22 protein-coding genes are annotated in these 21,396 nt (G+C 38.0%); 10 read left to right on the forward strand and 12 right to left on the reverse strand.

Translation table 11 applies throughout. The annotated features are described in order from the left end of the window. Together ccmA and ccmB are read left to right on the forward strand one after the other, a co-directional pair. Complete coding sequence (gene ccmA, locus H3T57_RS06025; RefSeq protein ID WP_155567393.1) at positions 1 to 621, forward strand: heme ABC exporter ATP-binding protein CcmA; 621 nt, start codon at positions 1 to 3, stop codon at positions 619 to 621. 12 nt (positions 622 to 633) lie between these two features. Beyond that, complete coding sequence (gene ccmB / locus H3T57_RS06030) at positions 634 to 1,296, forward strand: heme exporter protein CcmB (protein WP_155567394.1); 663 nt, start codon at positions 634 to 636, stop codon at positions 1,294 to 1,296. Positions 1,297 to 1,302: 6 nt separating this feature from the next. On the opposite strand, the gene H3T57_RS06035 is transcribed toward ccmB, so the two are convergent. Beyond that, positions 1,303 to 1,668: a copper resistance protein CopC gene (locus H3T57_RS06035; RefSeq protein WP_155566049.1), complete on the reverse strand. Its 366-nt coding sequence runs from the start codon at positions 1,666 to 1,668 to the stop codon at positions 1,303 to 1,305. A gap of 129 nt (positions 1,669 to 1,797) precedes the next feature. Between H3T57_RS06035 and H3T57_RS06040 the strand changes: the two genes are divergently transcribed. Then, positions 1,798 to 2,160, forward strand: a complete 363-nt coding sequence (locus H3T57_RS06040; RefSeq protein WP_155568589.1) for a hypothetical protein — start codon at positions 1,798 to 1,800, stop codon at positions 2,158 to 2,160. Positions 2,161 to 2,284: 124 nt separating this feature from the next. Here H3T57_RS06040 and H3T57_RS09230 read toward each other — a convergent pair whose 3' ends face one another. Next, the gene (locus H3T57_RS09230) at positions 2,285 to 5,650 is read right to left on the reverse strand and encodes a S41 family peptidase (RefSeq protein WP_198193549.1); all 3,366 of its coding nucleotides are present in this window, start codon (positions 5,648 to 5,650) and stop codon (positions 2,285 to 2,287) included. 133 nt (positions 5,651 to 5,783) lie between these two features. On the opposite strand from H3T57_RS09230, the gene H3T57_RS06050 reads away from it, so the two are divergent. After that, complete coding sequence (locus H3T57_RS06050; protein ID WP_110439118.1) at positions 5,784 to 6,026, forward strand: DUF3297 family protein; 243 nt, start codon at positions 5,784 to 5,786, stop codon at positions 6,024 to 6,026. 64 nt (positions 6,027 to 6,090) lie between these two features. Here the strand turns inward: H3T57_RS06050 and H3T57_RS06055 are convergent, their stop codons facing one another. The 4 genes from H3T57_RS06055 to H3T57_RS06070 all read right to left on the reverse strand — a co-directional run bounded on the left by H3T57_RS06055 (position 6,091) and on the right by H3T57_RS06070 (position 9,303). Next, positions 6,091 to 6,828 (reverse strand): dienelactone hydrolase family protein, encoded by a 738-nt coding sequence (locus H3T57_RS06055; protein ID WP_198193550.1) that lies wholly within the window; start codon positions 6,826 to 6,828, stop codon positions 6,091 to 6,093. A 21-nt stretch (positions 6,829 to 6,849) separates the two neighbouring features. Then, positions 6,850 to 7,296 (reverse strand): META domain-containing protein, encoded by a 447-nt coding sequence (locus tag H3T57_RS06060; RefSeq protein WP_122124129.1) that lies wholly within the window; start codon positions 7,294 to 7,296, stop codon positions 6,850 to 6,852. Between the two features lie 91 nt (positions 7,297 to 7,387). Beyond that, on the reverse strand, positions 7,388 to 7,774 hold the full coding sequence (gene crcB / locus H3T57_RS06065) for a fluoride efflux transporter CrcB (RefSeq protein ID WP_198193551.1): 387 nt from the start codon (positions 7,772 to 7,774) through the stop codon (positions 7,388 to 7,390). A gap of 233 nt (positions 7,775 to 8,007) precedes the next feature. After that, positions 8,008 to 9,303, reverse strand: a complete 1,296-nt coding sequence (locus tag H3T57_RS06070; RefSeq protein WP_198193552.1) for a radical SAM protein — start codon at positions 9,301 to 9,303, stop codon at positions 8,008 to 8,010. A gap of 331 nt (positions 9,304 to 9,634) precedes the next feature. Between H3T57_RS06070 and H3T57_RS06075 the strand changes: the two genes are divergently transcribed. Then, positions 9,635 to 9,943: a TRL-like family protein gene (locus H3T57_RS06075; RefSeq protein ID WP_110439123.1), complete on the forward strand. Its 309-nt coding sequence runs from the start codon at positions 9,635 to 9,637 to the stop codon at positions 9,941 to 9,943. A gap of 142 nt (positions 9,944 to 10,085) precedes the next feature. Here the strand turns inward: H3T57_RS06075 and H3T57_RS06080 are convergent, their stop codons facing one another. Both H3T57_RS06080 and H3T57_RS06085 read right to left on the reverse strand, forming a co-directional pair. After that, entirely contained in the window at positions 10,086 to 11,639 is a 1,554-nt protein-coding gene (locus tag H3T57_RS06080) for a trypsin-like peptidase domain-containing protein (protein WP_122124132.1), read from the reverse strand. Between the two features lie 89 nt (positions 11,640 to 11,728). Further along, positions 11,729 to 12,160: a nucleoside deaminase gene (locus H3T57_RS06085; RefSeq protein ID WP_110439125.1), complete on the reverse strand. Its 432-nt coding sequence runs from the start codon at positions 12,158 to 12,160 to the stop codon at positions 11,729 to 11,731. Between the two features lie 233 nt (positions 12,161 to 12,393). Here H3T57_RS06085 and H3T57_RS06090 point away from each other — a divergent pair, with 233 nt between their 5' ends. The 5 genes from H3T57_RS06090 (at position 12,394) to H3T57_RS06110 (ending at position 17,852) form a co-directional block, all read left to right on the forward strand. Further along, positions 12,394 to 13,095 carry a gamma-glutamyl-gamma-aminobutyrate hydrolase family protein gene (locus H3T57_RS06090; protein ID WP_198193553.1) on the forward strand — a complete coding sequence of 234 codons (702 nt, stop codon included), beginning with the start codon at positions 12,394 to 12,396 and terminating at the stop codon, positions 13,093 to 13,095. Next, complete coding sequence (locus H3T57_RS06095; protein WP_198193554.1) at positions 13,076 to 13,852, forward strand: pseudouridine synthase; 777 nt, start codon at positions 13,076 to 13,078, stop codon at positions 13,850 to 13,852. Before H3T57_RS06090 ends, H3T57_RS06095 begins: the two co-directional genes overlap by 20 nt. A 4-nt stretch (positions 13,853 to 13,856) precedes the next feature. Beyond that, complete coding sequence (gene rsmD, locus H3T57_RS06100) at positions 13,857 to 14,414, forward strand: 16S rRNA (guanine(966)-N(2))-methyltransferase RsmD (protein ID WP_110439128.1); 558 nt, start codon at positions 13,857 to 13,859, stop codon at positions 14,412 to 14,414. Between the two features lie 70 nt (positions 14,415 to 14,484). Further along, positions 14,485 to 17,169, forward strand: coding sequence for a DNA translocase FtsK 4TM domain-containing protein (locus H3T57_RS06105; RefSeq protein WP_347400967.1), 2,685 nt, complete (start codon positions 14,485 to 14,487; stop codon positions 17,167 to 17,169). Between the two features lie 17 nt (positions 17,170 to 17,186). Continuing rightward, entirely contained in the window at positions 17,187 to 17,852 is a 666-nt protein-coding gene (locus tag H3T57_RS06110; RefSeq protein WP_232349774.1) for an RluA family pseudouridine synthase, read from the forward strand. Between the two features lie 31 nt (positions 17,853 to 17,883). Here H3T57_RS06110 and rfbD read toward each other — a convergent pair whose 3' ends face one another. From rfbD to rfbB, 4 genes are read right to left on the reverse strand one after another with little or no spacing between them, the layout of a single operon-like run. After that, entirely contained in the window at positions 17,884 to 18,762 is an 879-nt protein-coding gene (gene rfbD / locus H3T57_RS06115; RefSeq protein ID WP_198193555.1) for a dTDP-4-dehydrorhamnose reductase, read from the reverse strand. 12 nt (positions 18,763 to 18,774) lie between these two features. Next, the gene (gene rfbC, locus H3T57_RS06120; protein WP_198193556.1) at positions 18,775 to 19,335 is read right to left on the reverse strand and encodes a dTDP-4-dehydrorhamnose 3,5-epimerase; all 561 of its coding nucleotides are present in this window, start codon (positions 19,333 to 19,335) and stop codon (positions 18,775 to 18,777) included. Positions 19,336 to 19,364: 29 nt separating this feature from the next. Beyond that, positions 19,365 to 20,270, reverse strand: coding sequence for a glucose-1-phosphate thymidylyltransferase RfbA (gene rfbA, locus H3T57_RS06125; protein ID WP_155580988.1), 906 nt, complete (start codon positions 20,268 to 20,270; stop codon positions 19,365 to 19,367). Further along, complete coding sequence (gene rfbB, locus H3T57_RS06130) at positions 20,267 to 21,322, reverse strand: dTDP-glucose 4,6-dehydratase (RefSeq protein ID WP_155568600.1); 1,056 nt, start codon at positions 21,320 to 21,322, stop codon at positions 20,267 to 20,269. The genes rfbA and rfbB overlap by 4 nt, the downstream gene beginning before the upstream one ends. Positions 21,323 to 21,396 lie beyond the last annotated feature (74 nt).

Here is a 21,396-nt window from a genome sequence, read left to right on the forward strand (position 1 = left end):
ATGACCGTATCTATTGTCAATCTAACCACATTTCGAAATGAAAAACTGGTCCTGAACAATATCAATTTTTCTCTATCTGCAGGGGAAAGTCTCTGTATCCATGGTCCAAATGGCGTTGGCAAAAGTACGTTATTAAGAATTCTCGCAGGGTTCAGAAAACCAGATTCAGGTAATGTTTTATGGAACTCCAGAAACATCTTTGAACATCATGAAATTTATGAAAATTATCTTCAAACTATTGCTTGGTTGGGTCATTCAAACGCCTTAAAACCGATTATGACTGTGAGAGAGAACCTGCAGTTATATTCAAAATTTTACAAAACCAATCTTCACGATTGTTTGAAAAAATTTAATTTATACCATTTAATTGATACTCCCGTTCGATTATTATCCGCTGGTCAAAAACGTCGCACAGCCTTGGCCCGCATTTTGCTTAAACCTGCAACAATTTGGTTGCTAGATGAACCAACCGTTGGATTGGATAGAGAAAACATGATCAATCTTGCTGAAATATTTGCCTCTTTTCAAAAAAATGGTGGCATGATTTTAGTCAGTACACATACAGATCTTCCGTTGATCAACGCAAAATCTCTTAATCTTTCACTCCCTTCCTTACATTAAGATATCATTCCCATGCCTTTCATTCTTCTTTTACAACGAGAAATATTGCTTTCTTTCCGGCATGCCAGTGATACCGTTGGAACAATCCTGTTTTTTATTTTGACAGCGACTCTTTTCCCGCTTGCGCTTGGACCAGAACCTCAAAGACTTCAGCAAATAGCCCCTGCCATTTTGTGGGTTTGCGCCCTGTTGGCCGCTTTGTTGCCTATGGAACGCATATTCCAGCAAGATTATGAGGATGGGTCCCTGGATCAATTTTTTTTGCTTGGAATATCTCCCTCTACCTTGGCCTTCACCAAAATGACAGGTCACTGGTTATGTACAGGGATCCCTCTTCTCTGCGCCAGTATCCCCTTAACAATTTTATATAACTTGCCCATATCAATCCTGCCCATTTTTATTATCAGCCTTTCACTTGGAACCGCCTGTCAATCTCTTGTTGGGGGAATGACAAATTCTATTGCCCTTGGAGCCAAGAAAAACTCTTTTTTGCTCCCTTTATTAACTTTTCCCTTGTTAACCCCCGTCCTTATTTTTGGCACCATGCTTATTGATGCAAAATTAAATAATCTCGCATTCCTACCCAATCTTCAATTACTCGGGGCATGTTTTGCTATTGCTCTACCTTTTTGCCCACTTGCTGCTGGGGCAGGTTTACGATTGGCAATAGAATGAACAAAATCAGGGATTAACAGCCTCAAAAGGAATTTCACCTGTACTTTCCTCCCCTTTCCAATTCCAAACATGCCATTGCAAGATATATTGCCCCGCTTTTAACGGATATGATGTTTTAACTTCCCTGTGATTTAAAGCGGTTGTTGCGGGAATCAAATCAGGTTGTCCAGATTGATTTATCAACAACAAACGACTGCGGAAAGGATCAAATTCATGGTCATAAACCAAATGAATTTCTTGATTCCCGGCCTTAATTTTCTGATGTGGCTGAGGATTGGAAAACTTTAAACCGATTGCTTTAGCTGTACCAGTCGATAATAACAAGGCAGTGCAGCAGGCCATAAAAATTAATTTATTTTGTTTTTTACTCATTTTGAAAGCCCTTTTAAATTTATTCTTTCAAATCTTTCAAAAAAAACTATAGCCCTATAAAATGGTTAAAACCAGTCCTTACAATAATGACTGCGATCACTTACCTATTAATCTCAACTGGAAAGATAAATGATCTTTCATCTGCGCTCTTTGGCTGTAACCATAATTGCTGGAATTAGCCTAAATATCCTGTTTACCTGTAAAGCTGTCGCCCAATATAAACGATGCTGGCTGGAAAATGGTGTTGTTACTATCAACTGCGCCCCTGCTGATGGTTATTTTTTCATAAATAAACAAAATATATATAAAAAATGTCCAATAGTTGCAGGTAGTTTAGAAAAATCCTGCAATATAGAAGATGGTTATGGGTTATTTTATAAAAATTATCATTGGTATCAATGTCCCGTACAACAAGGTAAAAAATTGGATCATTGTACTTTGGCTTCCGGATACCAGATTATTAAACTGCATCAAACTTTTTTAAAAGACTAACAATCTTTCAACATTTTGAATGTTCAAAAATCAATGTGACGGCTGTTATCTCTTCTTACTGCTTATATAAACTCTAAAAATGATAACTGTATGGCTTATATTAAGATACCATACAGTTTGAACCCTATTTCCTATTAAAGGGGATACCGTTCTCAGGATAAGCGGTTTTCCAGGAAGGAGACTGAGGCATAGATACAGGATGATCCCTTAACTCTTTTAGCAAATAATCTATTGCCGTTTCCAATTGTCTATCATGCCCATGCTGTAATTCATCTGGAGTATTCTCAATTTCAATATCTGGATCGACCCCGTGATTTTCAATAATCCATTCTGATTGTAATCCATACAAACTTTCTTCTGGAATAGTAATATATCCTCCATCCCTAAGCGGCCAAAAACCGCGAATACCACGTACGCCACCCCAGGTTCGCTTGCCAATCAGTTTACCCAAACCATATTTACGAAAATAATAAGGAAAGATATCACCATCAGATGCAGAATACTGGTTGATTAACGTGACCTTAGGTCCAACAATCAACTGTTCAGGCAAGGAATGAGTCATTTTTTCACGGTTTGTGGTCATTCCCACTAAGATTCTCCTTAAACGCTCAAGAAGAATTTCATCGATAAAACCGCCACCGTTCCAGCGATCATCAATAATAACGGCCTGTCTATCCAGCTGGGCATAAAACTGACGGATAAACTGCTGCAATCCAAGCTCTTCCATATCTGAAAGATAGATATAGGCTATTTTCCCACCTGATAAACGATCAACCAGTCTACGATTATGTTCAATCCAGTCTTTCTCTCTTAATGACAGTTCACTTTTAATCGTATTGACTGTTACATTTTTCACGGCTTTTGTTTGCCGATCCTCAAAAGAGAGTTGGACAGGATTTTCGAGCCCGACAAAAAACCGGTAAGGGTTGGTATCACTCTTTACCTCTTGACCATTTACCCTTAACAGATAATCACCTGCATGAATATTAAATCCGGGTTCGGATAAAGGACTGCGATAGGCTTTGCGGCTATTATCCCCGGAATATATTTTTGCCAAATAATAACGCTGCTTCTGTGCATCATAGGCAAAGTCAACCCCCAATAAGGCTGTGGGAACTGTTTTTATCAAATTCTGTTGATCTCCACCTCCAACATATGTATGTGAATTACCGATTTCTCCAACCATCTGACCAATAAGATAATTGATATCCGACCTTGATCCAGCCAATGGCAATAATTTGGCATAACGATCATGAATTTCATGCCAGTTCTGTCCATTCATTTGAGGATTAACGAAAAGATCACGCTGTAGACGCCAGGCATTATCAAACATTTCCCGCCACTCTTCAGACGGAATGACAAAACTTGTTAAGGATTCAAGCTTTAATGATTTATCTTCCGTATGTTTTTCCTTGGCATCACTAATAACCCACTGGTTATTCTTGTTATATAAAAATTTCTGACCGTCATACGAAAGACTATAATTCTGAATACCCTGTTCAATTATGGTATCTTTCCTCTGTTTAACGTCATAAACATGCAACGCAGGTTTTTCACCCGGAAATTCACTAGAAATCGTTTGTGGAGGACTCATCAAGTAATAAACCTTATCCCCTGCAATCTGCATATCTATAATCATGCCACCTTCAATTGGTAGGGGAACAATTCGATCTTCCAATCCTTTTTCATCGATCTGAATTGAAGAGATCATTTTTCCATCCTTCTCTCTTATAACCCTATCTTTATCTGTAATTCCCTCATCAGAACGAGGGGCGAATAAGGATGGGGTTGCAACCTGTAGGGTTGCCACATATATTCCCGCGCTTTTAACCGTCAGGGCGTTCATTTCGTTGTCAGCAAAAACAGTATTTTCATGACGATTGGAAACAAAATATAAATATTTTCCATCAGCAGAAAATAGTGGCAAATAATCATTATTGTTTCCAGATGTTAGCTGAACAAACTTATTCGTAGCAAAGTTATAAGCCCAAATTGCCCGTTGCTGATTGGATTGAGTTAAACTATAAACCAACCAATGACTGTCAGGAGAAAAACTAAAATCATGTATTTCCGCATGAATATCGGTGGCAATTTTTTTTACGGATTTACCCTCAAAATCAACTGTCCATAAATTATGGTTGCCATCTGAAAAGGCAAGCTGTTTTCCATCGGGAGAAAAACGCGGAGCATAATAATAACCTGACTTGAAATGGGTTAAAAGCCGTTCGGCCCCTCCCAGAGATGGACGAACAGCAATATTCTGTTCACCATCACTATCTGTTGTATAGGCGATCCATTTCCCATCCGGTGACCAGACGGGATGATCTGCATCTACATTACTTGCATTAATCAAATTTCGGATAGCTCCATTTTCAACAGGAACGGTGAATATATTTCCCCTTGCGGCAAAAGCGGCCCGTTTTCCATTTGGAGCAATCGAGAAATCAGGTTGTTGGGCAGAATCAGTTTTACGTACATCATCAGTCAAAAACACATGACGACGCATGATTTTTATACCATCATCCGGTACAATAACATGGATTTCATGCAGGTGCTCCGATGGAAGATCAAGCACGTATAAATGACCGCCCTGTTGAAAGACAATGCCTTGATCACCCAATGACGGAAAATCAATATCATAATCGGTGAAATGCGTTACCTGGCGTTTTTTTCCTGTCGTTTTGTCATAAACCCATAAATTAACGCGTCGATTGGCATCCCTGTCAGATAAAAAATAAATTTTGTCCTGATACCACATCGGAATGGTATCTGTGCCTTTCCAATGAGTTATTTGTTCCAGTTTTTTTGTATCAAAATCATAAATATAAATATCCTGTGCCAGACCACCATCATAACGTTTCCAGGTTCGAAAATCACGATAGATACGGGTATAAGCAATTTTTTTTCCATCACAATCATAACTTAAAAATCCAGAACGATCCAGGGGAAGCGTTTTTGGCAGACCACCTTTTATGGATACGGAAAAAGGCAAACTCATCCAGCTGTTCCACGCATTGCGACGAGATAAAAATACGATTGATTTCGAATCCGGTGTCCAGGTGACAACCATATTATCAGGCCCCCAACGTTCCGGTGCAGAAGCAACAATGTCAGAATGATAGGTTAATCGTTTGACCTCTCCACCCGCAGCGGGCATGAGATAGACGTCTCTATTGCCTTGATAGCTTCCTGTAAAAGCTAGCCATTGACCATCCGGTGAAAATCTCGGCATCAAATCCTCACCCTGTTCGGAAGTCAACCGAACGGCCGTTCCACCTGATTTTGAAACCTGCCAAAGATTACCCCGTGCCGAAAAAACAATTTTATTCCCATGTAAAGTTGGATAACGCATGAGAACTTGATTGTTTAAAGTTTGACTTTCCTGGGCAAGACCTGGAAAAAAAGTTCCTGCACAACCGATCATTCCGACATGAAACAATATCGTATTTACTAATAACCTATTCCATCTGTTCATGCCAAATCCACGCACTTTATTATCTCCATCTGTTCATGCCCTTTTCAGCCATTAAAATCTTCAATCGCAAAATTGCTTGTCAGGCCGAATCATTTTTTTGTAATAAGTTAAAAACTTATCGCTAAAATCACAACAAGGAAACCTAAAAATGTCAGACGCGCTTCCCGATCGCCTTTCTGCCGATCCGCAAAGCCCATACTATAATGAAGAGCTTTTAAACCGTGGAGTTGGTATTCGCTTTAAAGGAGTGGAAAAAGATAATGTTATTGAATATTGTCTGAGCGAACAATGGGTCAAGGTATCCATCGGCAATACATTGACACGCAGTGGCAAGCCCATGAGCATGAAACTCAACGGTCCCGTTGAGGCATACCTCAAAGAGGAAAAATAATATTAAAAATTAAAGTAACGTAAATTTAAATATCATTCATACGTTACTTTATATCGACAGCAATCTAAAAAGAATCCATTAAAAACCGAATGACAAGCCCCATACAGGTTTGAAACAGGGCGGGATCATAGCGTGGCCCTTCATCCCTTAAAAAAGCGTGCTGGGCATTGAATTCATGCCATTCGTACTGAACCTCTGCTTTTTCCAGGGCTTCACGAATCAATTGCCGACCCGCAAAAGGGATATGGGGATCCTGTTTTCCCCATGTAAACATAACCTTTCCCTTGATATCCTTAAATCGTTTCAAGGTATCATCCCTTTGCCCCTTACCAAGGGTGGCATCATGCACATTGGTGGCATAAAAACAGACAGCTACTGATATTTCAGGGTTCAGGGCAGCTCTTAACGCTAAATGCCCTCCTAGACATACCCCCATTGATCCAATCTTGCCATTAGAATAAGGATAGGTTTTTAACCATTCAATAACTGACGTCGTATCGGAATCATAAGCGGAAACAGGTTTTTCAAATTTCAAACAGTTACCCCGATCCGTTCCTTCCTTATCATATTCCAAGGCAACACCTGGATTTTCATATTCATGATAGACTTCTGGAACAATAACAATATAACCCTGCCCTGCTATATAAGATGCCAAACGACGAATTGGCTGAGTTACCTGATAAATTTCGGAGTAAAATATGATCGCCGTATATTTTCCCTCTTTGACAGGTCGGAAAATATGACAACGCATCAAGCCTGTTGGCGTGTTAAGATCCTCTGCCTCATTCGAATAAATAATCACCCATTCATCCTTTTGTTATCATTATTTAAAATATTTTGCGGTTATTAATATCTTATTATTTTCATCAAGCAACCTTAGATATTTTCCACCAATGGAAACTGATTTAACCAATTTTAACTTGTCAAAGAAAAATTCATCCTGCGCATTAACCTGGGGATCCAAACAGGTATTTTGCTGACGTTCAATTTTACTGATTGTAATTTGGTTTCCATTGTTTTGAAAAAATCCAAGAAATTTATTACATAAACCACTTCCATTAATTCGATGTGTATAAGGATTAAAACTTAAATATGTGAATTTCTGATCATTTTGATAGGATTTAATAAATGTTTTTTGATGACTTAAATGTTCAACACGCCATATTGATTCATCAAAAGGAGCTTTACTTTTTGAATCTTGGGCAAAAGCTGAATTTATTCCTGCCCCCAATAACCCCATACCGAAAATCATTACAATAATTTTTTTCATTTAAATTTATCCTTCTATTGCGCTTTCCCATTCAAGTAAATCTACCTAATCATACGAATGAGTTGAAGTAAACAAAATGAATGCAAAACAATCAATGAAAACAAGATCTCATCATATAAATCGTTGCAATTCCGAGAATGGTCAATCCTATTGAACAAATAAGATGCGTAAACACTATAATTCCCGCCCACATAAAACGCCCTTCTTGCATGGAAAGAACAACTTCTGCAGAAAAAGATGAAAAGGTTGATAAACCACCCAAAAAACCCGTAATAATGAAGAGGCGCCATGGTAGCAGGACTGGAATTACCACAAAAATTGCCACGGCAATACCAATAAAGTAACCAGCAAGACAATTGGCAGCCAAAGTTCCAAGGGGCAAATAAGGAAAAAAAGCGTTCAAGGCAATCCCCAACCACCAGCGCAACAGACAGCCCAAGGCCCCACCTATACTGACCATCATAATTGAATTGATCATTCATTTACCTTATTCATACAATTTATTGAATCAATCCTATAAATAAATCATTCATCAAATGAAGCTTATAATATCATTTTCAATTAAAATTCTGGTTTACTTAATCAACATAATCTATTTAATGAAATAAAGATGCTATTTTTTCCTTAATAACAAAATATTCAATAAAACATTCAAAATGTTAATAATAATTTGATAATCATAAATAAAACCATTCATCAAATTGATATAATTTAATTTTTTATTATCATGTTATTACTTATTTCAATTAACTGATCATAAAAATCATGAATATTAACAATATCTTTTATATTAGTTTCAGAGATATTTCTCTCCACTTTTTTTCCCTGTATATTTGAATAAGCCTCCACAAATACCTTTAAACGACCATCCCATGATAATCTAAGCATAAATTGACCGACAAATCTGTTTACTGATATTTTCCTTTGATCTGCCTCTTCAACCTGAAGATCCTGTAAAAAAAATAACTTGTCATTATTTGGCAAGGTCTTACACAACCTTCTTAAATTCACCCAATCACTATCATTTAAAAATTCTCTCTCTTTGAAATCTTTTGAAAGATAAGGGGTATCGAATGTATTGCGAATTTCCACTTTAGAAGCATTATAATCATTAACAAGCCTATTAAATAAATCTGGCAATTCTTTCAAGTTGGACTGATATGCCATGATTATAAATTGTATTCTAATTGGATGAACAGATGTCAGGACCGCTTTTTTCAACTTCTCCATATTTTCCAAAAAAATATGTTGTTTGGCCCCTTTTCTCAATTGTTCATAAATTACAGAATCAAAGGATTCAAGGGAAATATTGATATGATCTATCCCGGAATTAACAAGCCAATTAAAAAAATGATCTGACATTCTCTTGGCCAGATTAGTTGTAAAAAAAATTTTATTTCTATAAATTTCAGGAACCTTCTCAATATAATCCATTAATTTGGGATGAAGAGTAGGTTCATGCAGACATGAAAACCAAAATTCACTGTTCCGAATATAAGGCAAAAAACGTAAAGCTGACTCTATGACCTCTTCACTCATAAAATATGTTTTATTTGTCGAGGTATAATCATACAAACAGAATGGGCAGCGTAAGTTACAATTATTAACAATATCCATTGCCATATGTACAAATGGTTGAAATTCCAATCTAATATTTGATGCAAAAGGTATTTTATAATTTGAATTTTTTACTCGAATAACAACATTTTCATGCTCTTTCACACTGAGTACACGTGGGAATTTCATATAGAATGCATAATAACAGCTCCCATCTCCAATTTCTTTGATCGTTTCATAATGCAATTTATCAGCTACAGAAGAGACCAGTATTTCATTTGTCTTCTGCAAAATTGCTTCACAAATCAAACGCTGATTAGGAAAATCCTGATTGCATACCCAACCATATGCATATGAATCACTCAATTCATCTACAAATCCTATAAAAGGCTCATGAACTGTAAATAAGGATTTTAATTTCTTTAATAGTTTTTTAGAAATATTATACATTATGCAGATTCATAAAAATGAAGGCTGGCTTTATATAATACATATTCGAAAAAATTACGATAAATAAAATATATTTGTACAGAAATAAAATTGGTGAGCCATAAAAAACAATAAATTATTTATAAAATTTCATGAACAGTTATGTATGATCTTCAGCTTGATTGATCAATCCTGTACAAAACAAGTAATAATTTCATAATGTTTATATTTATAATATGCAATATTTATGATTGAAATTCAATAAAAGAACCGCTATTAAAAACCCGTAATTAATTTATTAATAAATAATTACATATTTTAGTACTTATTTTAATATATTATTGGATTTATAATGAAAAAACTGTTTTTTTTACTAGCAACCACGGGATTACTAGCCGGATGTGCGGGTGGTAAATCACCCGTGGGACTAGCTTTAATCAGTAATGTAAAAGGCCCTATTTCAGCAACTGATCACACTGTCACCTCAAAAAAAGGTGCAAGTTGTGCCCACAATCTACTAGGTATTGTTGCAAGCGGAGATGCATCAATTGATTCTGCCAAAAAGAAGGCAGGCATAACAAAAGTTTCTTCTGTTGATTATAAAACCACAGGTATTTTCCCTTTTTATGGAAAAACCTGTGTCAATGTAAAAGGGGAATAACTTCCTTTATATAAATAATTAACTTTTTTGGAAGTTGTTTATAAATTATTAATATAAACAATTTCTAAAAAGTGTTTTTTTCGCTTTATAAATAAGAAACAACACTTTGCGATTGCTTTTAACTTACTGATAATCATGCAATTTAATCATTATCTCCGAGTGTGACAGCGATAAATATGGACTGGCCATCTCTTAAAATTCTCAATAAAACAGTTTTGTCTGTTTTTAGAGATGAACTAATCAACCGGTTCGCCATTTCCGGTTTATCAACATCTTGATTATTAACGGATACAATGACATCACCGTTCTGCAATCCGGCATGATCAGCTGGGGAATCGTTTTTAATCGAGGTAACAATTACCCCCTTGATTTTTTCATCAATACCAGCCTGTTGCCTTATTTCAGGGGTTAATAATGATAAGGAGACACCCAAACTGCCAGGAGCAGGAGCTGGTGTTTTTTTACTCTTGGTATCCTCGTTTAGATTACCAACCTGAACCTTTACAACTTTCCGCGTGCCATTTCGCAAAATATTCAGATCAATCATTGTATTTGGAGTAATAGCCGCAACCTGGTTGGCAAGATCCCTCGGATTTTCAACCTTTTTATCATTCAAAGAAAGAATGACGTCCCCAACCTTCAGTTGGGCCTTTTCAGCAGGACTATTGTTTGCAACAGATGCAATCAAAACCCCTTTTGGTGGAATACCATGCTCAGATGGAGGCAATTTTAACATTTTCACCATTGAAGGTGTGATCATCTGGCCCATAACCCCTAAATAACCACGGGTAACATGTCCTGTCTTTTCCAATTGAGTAACGACATTTTTCACCGTATTTGATGGAATGGCAAACCCGATACCGATTGATCCTCCTGATGGAGATAAAATTGCTGTATTAACACCGATAACCTTACCATCTTGAGAAAAAAGAGGCCCTCCCGAATTTCCACGATTGATTGGAGCATCAACCTGGATAAAGGAATCGTAAGGAGTATCACCGATATCCCTTCCCCGGGCAGATACAATCCCTGCGGTAACGGTACCCCCCAAACCATATGGATCTCCAACTGCAATTACCCATTCACCAGGTTCAATACCATTTGAATCTCCAAGCTGGATAAATGGCAAAGGTTTTTCAGACTGGATTTTTAACAACGCCAAATCTGTTTTTGAATCCCTTCCAATAATTTTTGCCTGATATTTCGCACCAGTCTCCAGGGCAATCGTTATTTTCTTCGCCCCTTTAACAACATGATTATTGGTTACGATATAACCATCAGGCGAAATGATAAATCCTGATCCACGTGCCTCAGCCACCTGCTTGGGCATTTGTTGTGGAAACATGGGAAAGGGAAAAGGAAACGGAAACGGATTCATATTATCATCGCCATTGGGAAATCCATTTCCCATCATTGAATCATCATTGTCTCCGACAACAACCCGTGAAGTAATGGATACAACGGCAGGTTTGACCTGTTTGACCAAATTTACAAAATTAGGCAGATTTTGCGTTGAGGTTACCGGCTTGATCGCATCAGAATGATCTTTTAACAAATCTGTTGCCTGGGCTGAATTATAACCTGTGACTGCACTGCCCAGCACTAAAGAAGCCAATAAACCCTGTTTAATTTTTTTTCCACAAACATGATTTATAAGCTCTAGAACCGTTTGCTTTTTTTTAGAATATTTATCCATAAAATTCCTCGTAATTTCTTTATTTTTACATAAAATTAATTATTTAAGAAATAATATGATGATCAATTATGGCAAAAATTAAAAATTTTTTACCGTAAATTCATAAAAAAATTTCTTAATAATTTTTGACAGGCATGCTCCCGAACACCTCCAATTATTTCGGGATGATACATCGTTTGCTGGTGTGAAAATATACGCGCCCCGTGCTCTATTCCCCCACCTTTTGAATCATATGCTCCAAATACAATTCTTGCGATCCGAGCATGCATTGCAGCAGCGGCACACATAGGACAGGGTTCTAATGTAACGACCAGACTATATCCCATAAGCCGTTTACTCTTGACTTTTAGACAAGCTTTTTTCAAAACGATCATTTCGGCATGCGCCAAAGGATTTTGATGCGCCTCTACCTGATTAAAAGCCTGCGCAACAATCTTGTTTTCCGGTGATAAAACAAGCGCTCCAACCGGAATCTCTCCCCGCTGATATGCTTTCCTCGCAAGATGCAGAGCCTGATCCATTCTCCAGTAAGATTGTTTAGGATACAATGATATCATATCTTAAAATTAATACATGTTATAATTCTATAGTAAATTTTGAATATAGAATATGTCATCTAAATCACCAATTCTTTCAATTAGAAGAACTATTTTCATCTTTAGTTAAAAGATACTTTGACAAAAATATCTTTTTCTTATTAAAAACGTCTATCCAATATATTCCCCTTAATATTCACCGTCTCCATGATTCTTGTATGACAAATTCTTCTTTACCCTTGATTGGCATCACGCTGGATAGTAGTACAATTCCCTTTACAGATAATCACAACATTTGTTCCTATATTCTGGACAGAAACTTAAAAACAAGTGTTCTTGAGGCAGGTGGAATTCCGTTGGGTATTTTTCCAGTCAATCAAAAGAATTTATCAATGATTCTTGACAAAATGGATGGGCTTGTCCTTTATAAAAATAAATTTTCCGACTCTTCAAAAAATCATGATCCCTTTGAACAAAATTTTCTTCAATATGCTTGGGAAAAAAACATTCCCATTCTGGCTATTGCAGGTGGTGCCTGTCACATGACCTTTTTTCTCCAAGGGGAATTATATAAAAATATTCAAACGGAATTGCCTGAAAGCCTTCCCCATATTCAAATAAATTCTCCCTATCAAGGAAGTCACTGCATTCAACTTCAGCCAAAAAGCTGTTTATATTCTTTAACCAAGCGAACAAAATGGATGGTAAATTCTTTTCATCAATCTGGAATAAAATCTGCAGGAAAAGGGATCCCAAGTGCCCTTGCCGAAGATAACACTATCGAAGCAATTGAAGATCCTTCAAGGGTTTTTTTTGTTGGTGTACAATGGCATCCTGAATTTGCTATTGATTATACTGATCGCAAATTATTTTCAGCACTAATTGCCAAGGCCAGAACCTATGCCCAAAACAGATCCTGATTCTCCCAATCTCTCATTTTCAAAAGGAGAACGCATTGCCAAATGGCTTGCACGTGCAGGTGTGGCATCCAGAAGAGATGCTGAGAAACTGGTTTCGGAAGGTAAAGTCTTTATTAACCAACAGCAAATCACCCAACCCGCCACCTTTGTCTCGAATAATGACAATGTCTATGTTAATGGAAAACTCATTGCTTATCCAGAACATTCTCGTTTGTGGCGATATCACAAACCTGTTGGCCTGATAACCACCCACAAAGACCCAGAGGGACGACCCACTGTTTTCGGTGCACTCCCGCCTAACATGCCACGTGTTATCAGTGTAGGTAGATTGGATTTAAATAGTGAAGGCCTTCTACTACTCACCAACGATGGCTCCCTGGCAAGGCAGCTGGAACTTCCCTCCAATCACTGGGTGCGTCGGTATCGGGTCCGGGTATTTGGTCATATCGTACAAGCAAAACTGGATCAGCTAAAAGATGGCATTACAGTTGAAGGAATACACTATTCCCCAATCATTGCCAAAATCGATTCACAAAAAGGAATGAATGCTTGGCTTACAATTTCATTACAGGAAGGTCGTAACCGGGAAATCAGACGTGTTATGCAACATTTTGATTTACAAGTTAATCGTCTAATCCGAATTGCCTATGGACCTTTCCAGCTGGGTTCATTACCAAAAAATAGCCTTGATGAGGTTTCGGGAAAAGTCATTAGAGAGCAAACGGGTAAACACATACCTTTATCCAGAAATAAATAGATACATGCGAATTATTGCCGGTAAATATAAGGGTACACATTTGTACCCCCCTGCTGGTCTGGAAACCCGTCCAACGGCCGATCGTGTAAGACAAACATTATTTGACATGCTTATACATGCAGAATGGGGAGGACAATATTTTTTGCAGGACAGCCTTGTTCTCGATGCTTTTGCCGGAACGGGTGCCTTGGGTATTGAAGCTTTGTCCAGGGGGGCAAGAAAAGGTTTTTTTTGTGAAAAAAATAAATCAACTCGTCAGGTTTTAGAAAAAAACTTGACCCGTTGTCATTGCCATTTGAATAGTGTAATTTACAGTGATTATCAGGCCCTGCCAATAACTGAACACCCCTGCAACCTAGTTTTCTTAGATCCCCCATATCGAAAAAACCTTATACCTTATACACTCCAGACGCTAGAAAATAAAAATTGGCTTTCCACCCGATCCATTATCATTACAGAAATTGCACAAGATGAAAATCTTATGCTAAATGATAATTATCATATGTTAGCTGAACGAAATTTCAAAAATACATGCCTAAAATTTTGGGTAAAAAGAAAATAACCAAGGGTATATTTCAGTTTTATAACCCTATAAAAATAAATAAACCCCTGTAAGGATTTGGATAATTACTGTGCCTAACCAGAATAAAATTGGAAAAAACACGACTTCAAAATTTCAATCTTCATTCAGTAAAAGGCTGATACAGGCAAGCGGCTGGATTCTATGGATATTTGCCTTGTTACTTATGCTGGCATTGATCAGTTACAATCCTTATGACCCTTCATTCAATACCTCGTCAAACCAGCCTCCCAGCAACTTGCTCGGTTATATTGGATCCCATTTGTCAGATATTTTAATTCAATGGGTTGGAATAGCCAGTTTTTTCCCAGTGCTCGTTTTTATTGCATGGGGTTGGCGCATCATACGGTTTCAATATTTAAAAGGAATAATTATCCGTTTTATAGCCATGATTATTGCCATACCAGTCATGGCTGCGCTAATTGTGGCAACCATCCTGCTATTTTCAGGCAACAAAGTTCCTACGCTTGTTATTCCACCTGGATTGGGGGGATCAATTGGTTACGTGATCGCGAGAACATCTTTGATAGCGGCTCAGGATACACTTGGCATTATGGGAAAAATCTTGATCTGGGTTTTAAGCGCCATATTTTGTTTGCTGTTAATCCCTCTAACAATGGGATTGTCAAAACAGGAATGGAAAAAGATCATAGGTTTTTTCAAAAAGATCTTTCAATTTTTCTATTATACTTTACTCAGGAAATCTAAACCTGCCGAACCAGAAACTGATCATTATATCAATAATTCTTATAATCTCCCTCCACGAACCTACAACCATTCGCCTTTTAAATCCAATCCAGATATCCTGAAGGAAGAACAAACCTATACCCCTCCCGCCTATCAGGATTCTGTCAGGGAAACAACCCATGCCATTCAGCCTTATGCAAAAAAACAGAAACCCTCTTCACTGGCACCAGACAACACACCTATTTTCAACCCGGAGGACGATCAGGAAGATGCCCAGAATAATTATCGGCCGGCATCGCAGTCCTTGATAACAAAGCAAGAAACAACAGTATCCACCACAGTTAATAAAAATGAGCAACCTCTGAGAGAATTAACAAAACCCACCGAATCAATAGAATATGGAGATACCCGGCAACCTGACAAACCTTATGAAAAAAGGGAAACTACGCCCATAAAAAATAAAGGTATTTTTTCCCTGCTCCATAAACCTCTTAAGGAACACTTTGTATCTTCCAATAATGCATCTGAATCTCACCCTCCCTCATTTGAAGAACAATCAGGAAACGGTTGGTCTTTTCCTTCCCTTACCCTGTTAAAACCCAATTTAAATCACGAAAGCAATAAACCTACACCTGAAATGCTTCATGCCAATGCTCGCATGCTGGAAACCATTTTGGACGATTACGGGGTAAAAGGCACTATAGGTAATATTCTACATGGCCCAGTAGTAACTTTATATGAATTGGAACCGGCTCCAGGTATCCGGTCTGCTCGTGTCATTGGCCTGTCCGATGATATCGCCCGCTCTCTTTCCGTTATATCAGTGCGCATTGCCACCGTTCCAGGCAGAAATATCATCGGGATTGAGGTTCCCAACAATATTCGTGAAATTGTATATTTTTCCGAACTGCTTAATACAGAAAACTGGCACAGAAATTCTGCGCGTTTATGTCTGGCTTTGGGGAAAAACATTTTTGGTGAGCCAATTTATGCAAATCTTGCAAAAATGCCACATCTATTAATTGCTGGAACCACCGGTTCAGGGAAATCAGTGGGCGTTAATGCCATGATTCTATCCTTATTATATCGCCTGTCTCCTGATGAATGCCGTTTGATCCTAATTGATCCAAAAATGCTAGAGCTTTCTGTATATGAAGGTATTCCCCATCTTTTGACTCCTGTTGTCACCGATCCGCACAAAGCCTTGTCTGCCTTGAAATGGGCGGTAAGGGAGATGGAAAGACGTTATCGTCTTATGTCCCAGCTTGGAGTCAGGAATATTGATGGTTATAACCAGCGCATAACCAATGCAAAAAATCAAAGCAAGGTCATGACAAGACGCATACAAACAGGCTTTGATCCTGAAACTGGTAAACCAACATTTGAGGAACAGCAAATTCCCCTTGAACATTTTCCCTATATCGTTATCGTCATTGATGAAATGGCTGATCTCATGATGGTGGCCGGCAAAGATATCGAAGCTGCCGTTCAACGTCTTGCGCAAATGGCTCGAGCTGCCGGAATACATGTTATCATGGCAACACAGCGTCCTTCCGTTGATGTAATTACCGGGACCATTAAGGCGAATTTCCCCACTCGTATCTCTTTTCAGGTAATCAGCAAATTTGATAGCCGAACTATTCTTGGTGAACAAGGAGCCGAACAATTATTGGGACAGGGAGACATGTTATTCATGCAGGCGGGTGGACGTATTGAACGCATTCATGGTCCCTTTGTTTCTGATGAAGAAGTTGAACGGGTTGTTCAGCATTTACGCACACAGGGTGAGCCGATTTATGTTGAAGATGTTACCGTTGACCCTGTGGAAGATAATAATGGACGTTCAGGCGGCAATAATGATGAATTATATAACCAGGCAATCAATCTTGTTTTAAGGGAGGGAAAGGCTTCCACCTCATTTATTCAACGTCATTTATCCATCGGGTATAATCGAGCGGCCAAAATTATTGAACAAATGGAAAAAGAACGGATTGTCAGTCCTGCCAACCATGTTGGTAAACGTGAAATCCTTATTAAAAGATCAGAATAAGGGGAAGATTCTTTATCTTGCTTCCTTTTAGAATTCTTTATCAAGATAACTATTATATTATCATTGACAAACCTGCTGGAATGCCTGTGTATTCGAGCGATAAAAATGTTTCCATTCCCTCTGTCGAAAATTTTTTTCCCCTGTTATCAAGACGAAAAGAAGGGCCGTGGCTAGTACACCGTTTAGACCAGGATACAGCAGGATGTTTATTAATAGCCCTACGCAAGCAAGCCCTAATCAAGGCCCAAGCCTGTTTTGCGCAACATAAAGTAAATAAAGTCTATTGGGCCATTGTTCAGGGTAGACCGAAAAAATATTCCGGTATCATTACATCCCCCCTTTTAAAAATAACACAAAAGGGCCAATGGAAAATGATACAAGATAATAAGGGTCAGAATGCACTGACAAAATGGAAATTTTTGAAAGGCGATAATGCTTGCAGTTTAATTGAACTTAATTTACAAACGGGTAGAACCCATCAGGCCAGAGCCCATTGTTCCATTATGGGACATCCAATTATCGGTGATACAATATATGGTGCCAAGAAATATTCATCCATTCCATTATCATTATTGAGTCGAACCCTAACGCTTCAATTGGAAACAGCCATTTCTGCTACGGCTCAGCCACCACAACATATGCTATATTACATAAATAAATTCAGCATATATAAAAAGTCTTAACCCTCAAGATCAAGACCTTTATATTTAAATTCTATGTCGAGAAAATTTTTTTAATGACATTATCAACACTTTTATGCCAATCCGGTAGCCGTATGGCAAAAGTTTTATAAAGCTTGTCCGTATTCAACCTTGAATCCTGTGGTCTTTTTGCAGGAGTTGGCCAATCTTCAGTTTTTATAGAAGTAATGGAAGGTATTTTTTGCCCATAACGCTCTGCCTGTCTCAATGCATATACAGCCAAATCATACCAAGTCGCATCACCCGTTCCAACAGCATGATAAATACCGCTCCAATTCTCCTGCCATTTTTGACCGACAATCTGTTCTGCTATTTTCATAATCGTCAAAGCCAAATCATCAGAACAGGTTGGATTTCCCTTCTGATCCCCTACAACACGAAGCGCTGGATTTTTGGCTCCCGCGTTAATCATAGTACGAACAAAATTTTTTCCGTGCGCCGAATAAACCCAAGCTGTTCTCAATATAATTGCATGAGGATGGGCCTGTAAAATAGCCTTCTCTCCTGCAACCTTACTTGCCCCATATACTGTTTCGGGAGAAATTGGATCCGTTTCAACATAGGGAGTCCCCTTTTCACCAGAAAATACATAATCCGTTGAAATATGAATCATGGGAATATTATATCCTGCACATAATTCAGCAAAATAGGCGGGCCCATAACTATTGACCAAATAGGCTTCATCTCGATGATCCTCTGCCGCGTCAACAGCCGTCCATGCTGCGGTATTTACAACAAGGTCAGGTCTATCTTGCTCAAAAACTCCGGATATCGTATTATGTTGTGTAAAATCAAACTGTGGACGGCCGATGAACTTTAAGCGTTTATCATGCAAATTCCGTAAAGATTCTGCCAATTGTCCATTTTTCCCGCCAATTACTAGAATTGTCATCAGTTTATCCTTTTATGAATATGAAAACCAATTCTTTGCTGCTGAAAATGATGGATTTTGCATATCTTTTTCTGATAAAATCGCATCATTTACAGCGATTGGCCATTCAATGCCAATTTCTTTACAATTCCATAAAACAGCACGCTCACTGGCTTTATTATATAAATTTGTACATTTATATTGTACCATAACGTTTTCTGTTAACGTACAAAAACCATGTAAAAATCCTGGTGGTATCCACAATTGAGACCAATTGTCAGCTGATAATTCCGCAGCAACCCATTTCCCATATGTCGGAGAACCCGTTCGCGCATCAATAGCCACATCCCAAATCGAACCTTGCGTACATCTTACCAACTTCCCTTGTTCATAAGGGCCCAACTGACAATGCAAACCCCTCACAACACCTTTCTGAACAGAAAGGCTTTGATTATCCTGCACAAAAGACAAATCAATCCCGACTTCTTTTAATCGCTGTGCATTATAGGTTTCTGAAAAAAATCCACGATTATCCCGAAAACGAGGAGGTGTTATCAATAATACTTCTGAAATGGCTAATTTTTCTATTTTCATGACAAATATTTCTTACTTTTAATAATTAATTACTTTTGATTAAAACCTTCGTTTGCAACATCCATCAACATTCTCCCAAGGTCTGTTTTATTCAATTTTTTTGCAATTGTACGTAATTGCTCCGCATTAATAAATCCTCTATGGTAGGCCACCTCAGCAGGAGATCCCACCAAAATCCCTTGTCTTGCCTGAATCATTTGCACAAAATTTCCCGCCTGCATCAAACTGGCGGGAATACCGGCATCCAACCAAGCACAACCCCGACCCAGACGCTCTACATGTAAATTGTCATTTTCAAAATAAATTTTATTTAAATCCGTGATTTCATATTCACCACGTGCTGATGGTTTAATTTTTTTTGCATATTCTGTAACCCTTGAATCATAAAAATACAGTCCTGTCACAGCCCAGTTTGAAGGAGGATCTTTCGGTTTCTCTACAATCTGGGTTACCTTGCCATTTTCATCGAATGTCACAACACCATACCGTTCAGGATCACTAACCTGATAACTGAATATCGTTGCACCGGATTTTCGTTGAACCGCCTTTTGCAACAACTGACTTAAATGTGAAGCAAAGATCAAGTTATCCCCCAGCACCAGGGCACAAGGGGAAGCATCCAACCACTCTTCAGCTAAAACAAAGGCTTGTGCAATACCTTCAGGTTTGGGTTGAACACAATAGTCAAACTTCATTCCAATATCAGAACCGTTTCCCAATAATCTTTTGATTTGTGGTATATCATGAGGGGTAGAGATAATCATGATTTCCCGAATACCTGCCAGCATTAATGTTGTCAGCGGATAATAAATCATGGGTTTGTCATATATAGGCAATAGCTGTTTACTGGAAACAGCTGTCAAAGGATATAACCTTGTACCTGATCCACCAGCCAGTAATATACCCTTTATTGATTTTTCATGCTGATTTGTCATTGTTTTATTCCCAACCGTTGTCCAGCATAATGTTTTTGACGAATATTCTTCCACCAATCCTCATGATTCAAATACCATTGAATCGTTTTACGAATTCCTTCTTCAAAATTGTGTTTTGCTTTCCATTTTAATTCGGTTTGGGCGTGGACTGGATTTATTTCATATCTAAAATCATGACCTGGACGATCCGTTACAAAATGAATCAACCGCTCGTATTTTCCCTGAGGATCAGGCTTCAGTTCATCAAGAATATGACAAATCGTTTGCACAACCTCCAGATTAGTTCTGGGTTGTTGGGCACCAATTGCATAAGTTTCTCCCGGAATTCCAAGCTCTATAGCTTTTACAAGCGCTTCAGCATGATCTTCAACATACAGCCAGTCTCTTATATTATCTCCCTTACCATAAACTGGTAGAGCCTTGCCTTCCAAGGCATTGATAATCATTAACGGGATTAACTTTTCTGGAAAATGCCAAATGCCATAATTATTTGTTGTGTTTGTCACAAAAGTTGGAAGTCCATATGTATGAAACCAAGCCCTAACCAGATGATCTGAAGCTGCTTTTGAAGCAGAATAAGGACTGCGCGGATCATAGGGAGTTTGTTCTGTAAATGGGGGATCTCCAGACTGTAAAGCACCAAAAACTTCATCTGTTGAAATGTGATGGAAACGGAATTTTCTTTGTCTATCTACTGACATTGCTCTCCAATATTCATAAGCAGCCTGTAATAAACAATATGTTCCATGAATATTGGTCCGAATAAACACTTCTGGCCCATCAATCGAACGATCTACATGAGATTCTGCAGCCAGGTGCATTACTGCATCAGGCTTGAATTGATTAAATATTTTTTTTAATGAAATAAAATCAGTAATATCAGTTTTGCAAAAAGAATACCGGCTATTTCCGGCTATTTCTGCCACATTATCAAGAGAAGCCGAATACGTTAGGATATCGATATTAACCACTTCATGCTGCGTATTTTTTATAAGATGTCGAATCACAGCTGAACCAATAAAACCACATCCTCCAGTGACTAAAATCAACATTATTAATGTACCTTAAATAATTTTTTTGTATTTTATATTATAAATTTATTGAATATCTTCAAAATATCTTAAAA

Origin of the sequence: Commensalibacter sp. W6292M3 (genome assembly GCF_016101315.1) — a bacterium.
GTDB classification, from domain to species: Bacteria; Pseudomonadota; Alphaproteobacteria; order Acetobacterales; family Acetobacteraceae; genus Commensalibacter; species Commensalibacter melissae.